Source organism: Luteimonas sp. A501 (genome assembly GCF_054052085.1).
In genome coordinates this window covers 1-3375 of record NZ_JBSVRI010000016.1, presented here as the reverse complement: position 1 = coordinate 3375, position 3375 = coordinate 1, and the positions used below count along the sequence as shown (strand labels likewise).

4 protein-coding genes are annotated in these 3375 nt (G+C 55.4%); all 4 read left to right on the top strand.

Translation table 11 applies throughout. The features are described 5' to 3' along the window. Positions 1 to 129: 129 nt before the first annotated feature. A complete protein-coding gene (locus ACW7G5_RS14605; protein WP_457005717.1) occupies positions 130 to 963 on the top strand; it encodes a DUF4238 domain-containing protein in 834 nt (277 codons plus the stop codon). 84 nt (positions 964 to 1047) lie between these two features. Next, positions 1048 to 1377, top strand: a complete 330-nt coding sequence (locus ACW7G5_RS14600) for a hypothetical protein (protein ID WP_457005715.1) — start codon at positions 1048 to 1050, stop codon at positions 1375 to 1377. A 698-nt stretch (positions 1378 to 2075) separates the two neighbouring features. Further along, positions 2076 to 2498 (top strand): methyltransferase family protein, encoded by a 423-nt coding sequence (locus ACW7G5_RS14595; protein ID WP_457005714.1) that lies wholly within the window; start codon positions 2076 to 2078, stop codon positions 2496 to 2498. Positions 2499 to 2715: 217 nt separating this feature from the next. Beyond that, positions 2716 to 3234: a 3'-5' exonuclease gene (locus ACW7G5_RS14590; protein WP_457005712.1), complete on the top strand. Its 519-nt coding sequence runs from the start codon at positions 2716 to 2718 to the stop codon at positions 3232 to 3234. The last annotated feature ends 141 nt before the right edge of the window (positions 3235 to 3375 follow it).

Genomic DNA, 3375 nt, shown 5'->3' with positions numbered 1-3375 from the left:
GTGGTCGGATGCCCGGCAATGAGACGTATCCCGTCGTCGTTCACTGCTTATCTTATGGCAGCAATGCCTAACAATTCATTCAAGCCGACACCGCTTCGCGGCGCGGCTTAATTCTGGCGTTAGGCGGCTATGGGACATCACTATCTGCCGCAGCACTATTTGCTCGGCTTTGCAGTCGGAAAGAAGTTGTGGGGGCATGACCTGACAGCGGGCCGATCATTTCCCACCCAGGTCAAGTCCGTAGCGAACGAAACTGAGATGTACACGGAACAGCTTGAAAGCCACTTAGCGAATGTTGTGGAGGGGCCCGCTCAAGACGTGATTGACCGGATTCGCAATCGGATTCCTCTAAGAAGCGGAGATCGCGAGCTTTTCGCAAACTACGTCATCGCTATGTGGAAGCGTGTCCCCGCTGGACGTAATCGGGTAGCAGGCCATATCCCGCAGCTCGCCGAAACCATCAGAGTGCAAGTCATACAGAAACTCGATGCACTTGCGAATGCCGAGCCAGATCTCGCGGAGAAGGCAGAGAAACGAAAAGAAGAAGTGAATCAGATCATTTCTTCGTACAAGAAGAATCCGCCAGACTACTTCTGGCATCACACACTGAAATCTGGAGCCACTCCAAGAACAATCCAGGGTCTCTTGTCCATGGACTGGTGTTTTCTCGTCACTACTGGGGAGCACTTCATGACTTGTGACAATCCAGTGTTCTTCTTTGAGTCAGAAGGTATTGGTGCTGATCAAGCCGAGCTAAGCATGCCGCTAGGCTCAGAGATATGCTTCTGGGCAAGCCGAGCCAACTCAAACAGGCCGCATTACTTCTCGACCGAGCGTTCGACAGTACTAGAGCTTAATCGTCGCTCGGCTCACAACACTATGCGATTTCTCTACACTCGCGAGGAGTCGCCATGGGCTCTAGACTTCGCTAAAAAGGCGCATAGGCTGCACAGATTGTCATGAGGTCGCCGCCTAACAATTCATTCAAGCCGACGCCGCTTCGCGGCGCGGCTTAATTCAGGCGTTAGGCCGCACTGGGAGAGTTCGTTGCATCTTTCGGTTTTTCAAGATTGCGAAAGATCGTTCCTGCCGGAGCTGGCGAGCGCAGGCGTCGAGTATCGCACTGAGCCAGGGATGCCGGAGTATCCGAAAGCAAAGGGCTTGACCCTTAGGCCGGTAGAAGGAACCGACGCGGAATGGTCGCGTGTAATTGGTGCAATCTCTATCTGGGTACATGGTGGCGAGAATCGCTACGTCCATGCTGCCCTACGAGATCGTCAGATGACTGATCTGTCTCACCTCTCCGCTGCCACAATTCAAGACATGTCGGACCAGATTGTTTACGCAGCCTTGCTGGACATGACCAAATTCAAGTGAGCGATTCCATAGTGCTGTCTGCGGGCTACTTCAAGCTACTGTAGTGTTCCAACTGGGGTTGGGACGCTGCTGCTGGCGCAAGTGTCGGGCAGCAGCGGCCTAACAAGTCGTTCAAGCCGACGCCGCTTCGGGGCGCAAACCACATGGCAGGTACAGCTTGCCATGTGCTTCACGCCCCTACGCAGCGCGGCTTAACTCAGGCGTTAGGCCTTGTTTCCCGCACTGTTGTTGCCGGGTTCTAGGCAATCTGTAGCGCCTCGCTTATCCGCCGCGTTTGCACCTCGCACGCGCGGTGCAGGCATCGGCAGTCAGCCTTGCAGCAGATCGGCTTCGGACAGGCGCGACTCTCCGCAAGATTTGACCGGCCGAGTCGGCTTCGGACAGGGCGCAGTGAGAGTTCTTGGCCGCGCGAGTCGAGTGTTCTGGCTTTGGCCCCGCCAAATGCCAGCCTCAGGCCGCTCGGCCAGACTTGTTGTACTGTTCGGCTCAGGGGTTGGGCTGTCGCAAGGTCGGGTGCAAGCTCGGCGTGCGGCGGCCTAACAAGTCGTTCAAGCCGAAGCCGCTTCGTTACGCAAACCACATGGCAGGTAAAGCTTGCCATGTGCTTCGCTCCACTACGCGTCTCGGCTTAACTCTGGCGTTAGGCCTCACTCCAACCTATGCGATGGCTCGAGACAAAAATACCGCCGCCGCTCGTCATGTTGCTACTTGGCGCCGCCGCATTTGGTGCTTCCCAGCTTCTACCTGCTCTCGCGTTCGCGCTGCCCTTGCGCACTTTCGCTGCTATCGCATCCGCATTGGCGGGCTTGGCGCTCAACGTCCTTCCCAAGCTGGCCTTTCAACACGCTGGCACCACGGTCAATCCGCTCAGGCCAGGCTCAACCACGCAGCTGGTCACATCGGGCATCTATCGGTTTACCCGCAATCCGATGTACCTGGGCCACGCTATGATTCTTCTGGGCTGGGCGTTCCACTTGCAGAACGCAGCCGCTCTGGTAGCCGTCCCAGCCTTCATGCTCTACATCTCACGGTTCCAGATTCAGCCGGAGGAGCGTCACTTGTCCGCTGGCTTCCCGCATGAGTACGCTGCACTGTGTGAGCAGGCCCCACGCTGGCTGTGAGGCCTAACAATTCGTTCAAGCCGAAACCGCTTCGTTACAGCAAAGGCATGGCAGAAAAAGCTTGCCACGCCTTTGCCTCCACTACGCGGTTCGGCTTAACTCTGGTGTTAGGTCTGCCATGACGACTCTGCTAATCCTGATTGTGCTCGCTGCCATAGGTTATTGGCTCTACAGTCGATCTCGCATAGGTGACGCTCCTGCAATAAATATCTCCCACTTGCCCGAGCAGTTCGTGGTCTTTGACTTAGAGACAACTGGGCTAGATGCGTCCAAGCATCAGATCATTGAAATCGGAGCTATTCGCGTCAATCGTAATTCGGACAGGCATGACACGTACCAAAGTTTGATCACAGTCAAGCGCAAGCTCCCCAAGAAGATCGTAGAGTTGACCGGCATCACCGATGAATTGCTCAAATCAGATGGTGTCGCGCTTGAAGAAGCGCTGAGAGGCTTTGCAGAGTTCGTCGGCAACCTCCGGCTCATTTCGTTCAATACAGATTTTGATCTCGCGTTCCTACATAACGCGGCCGCTCAACACAGAATCGAATTTCGCAATCCGACTTCCTGCGCTCTGAAAATGGCAAGACAGGCTTGGCCAAGACGCAACAGCTTTCGCCTCGTTGACTTAGCCAGAGATGGCAAACTATCCATGTCGAATCAGCATCGCGCACTTGGCGACTGTGAGCGCGCATTGCATGTGTACATTGCTGCAGCTTCAAAGCTCAGGTCTGTGTAAAGCGCAGACCTAACAGTGGACCGACCAGAGTTTCATAGACACTCACTGGCCGCTCTGCGCGTAGCGCCGTTCAAACTCTACCGGTGAGACGTCGCCAGCGGAACCATGCCGTCGAACCGCGTTGTAGAACATCTCGATGTA